Below are 1,201 nucleotides of genomic sequence, written 5' to 3' on the forward strand. Positions count from 1 at the left end.
TTGGCGCACAGCTTCTCGGAGTAGCCCTTGCCCTTGAGGGCCGCTTCCAGGGACACGTCCTTCAGCACGACGTCGATACCCGCACGAGCACACGAGTAGGCGATGCCGGCGCCCATCATCCCGGCGCCCAGGACGGCCACCTTGCGGACCGTGCGGGGTTCGATGCCCTGGGGGCGGTTGGCGCCGGAGTTGACGGCCTGGAGGTCGAAGAAGAACGCCTGGATCATGTTCTTCGAGGTCTGTCCGGCGGCCAGCTCGACGAAGTAGCGGGCCTCGATGACCTGCGCGGTCTCGAAGTCGACCTGGGCGCCCTCGACGGCGGCGGCCATGATGTTGCGCGGCGCCGGGTAGGGGGCGCCGCCGGTCTGCTTGCGCAGGTTGGCCGGGAAGGCCGGGAGGTTGGCGGCGAACTTGGGGTGGGAGGGGGTGCCGCCGGGAATGCGGTAGCCGGGCCGGTCCCAGGGCTGGGCGGACTCGGGGTGGGCGTCGATGAAGGCACGGGCCTTGGCGAGCATGTCCTCGCGTGTGTCGGCGATCTCGTCGACCAGGCCGTTGTCCAGGGCGCGGCGCGGGTTGTACTGGGTGCCCTGGAGGAGCACCTTCAGCAGCGCGTCGGTGATGCCGAGCATGCGCACGGTGCGGACGACACCGCCGCCGCCGGGGAGCAGTCCGAGGGTGACCTCGGGGCAGCCGATCTTGGAGCCGGGGGCGTCGAGGGCGATCCGGTGGTGGCAGGCCAGGGCGAGTTCGTAACCGCCGCCGAGGGCCGCGCCGTTGATCGCGGCGACGACCGGCTTGCCGAGTGTCTCGATGCGGCGCATGTGGCGCTTGAGCACCATGCCGCCGTCGAACAGCTGCTGGGCGGTCTCGGGGGTGACCCGGATCAGGTCGCGCAGGTCGCCGCCGGCGAAGAAGGTCTTCTTGGCGGAGGTGATGATGACACCGCGGATGGAGTCCTTCTCGGCCTCCAGGCGGTCGGTGATCACGGCGAGGGAGTCGCGGAACGCCTGGTTCATGGTGTTCGCCGACTGGTCGGGGTCGTCGATGACGAGGGTGACGACGCCGGTGCGGTCCTGTTCCCAGCGGATGGTGGTGCTCACGGTCATGAGGAGTCTCCGTTCGAGGTGGCGGGTCGCCGGGAGGGTCAGAGGCGTTCGACGACGGTGGCGATGCCCATGCCGCCGCCCACGCACAGGGTGGC

General features: G+C 70.2%; 1 protein-coding gene. It reads right to left on the reverse strand.

The genetic code is table 11. The features are described from left to right. A partial coding sequence (locus IE172_RS34195) for an enoyl-CoA hydratase-related protein (RefSeq protein ID WP_190101260.1) occupies positions 1-1,106 on the reverse strand: 1,106 nt, incomplete at its 3' end. Positions 1,107-1,201: the final 95 nt, after the last annotated feature.

Origin of the sequence: Streptomyces griseoflavus (assembly GCF_014649995.1) — a bacterium.
GTDB classification, from domain to species: Bacteria; Actinomycetota; Actinomycetes; order Streptomycetales; family Streptomycetaceae; genus Streptomyces; species Streptomyces griseoflavus.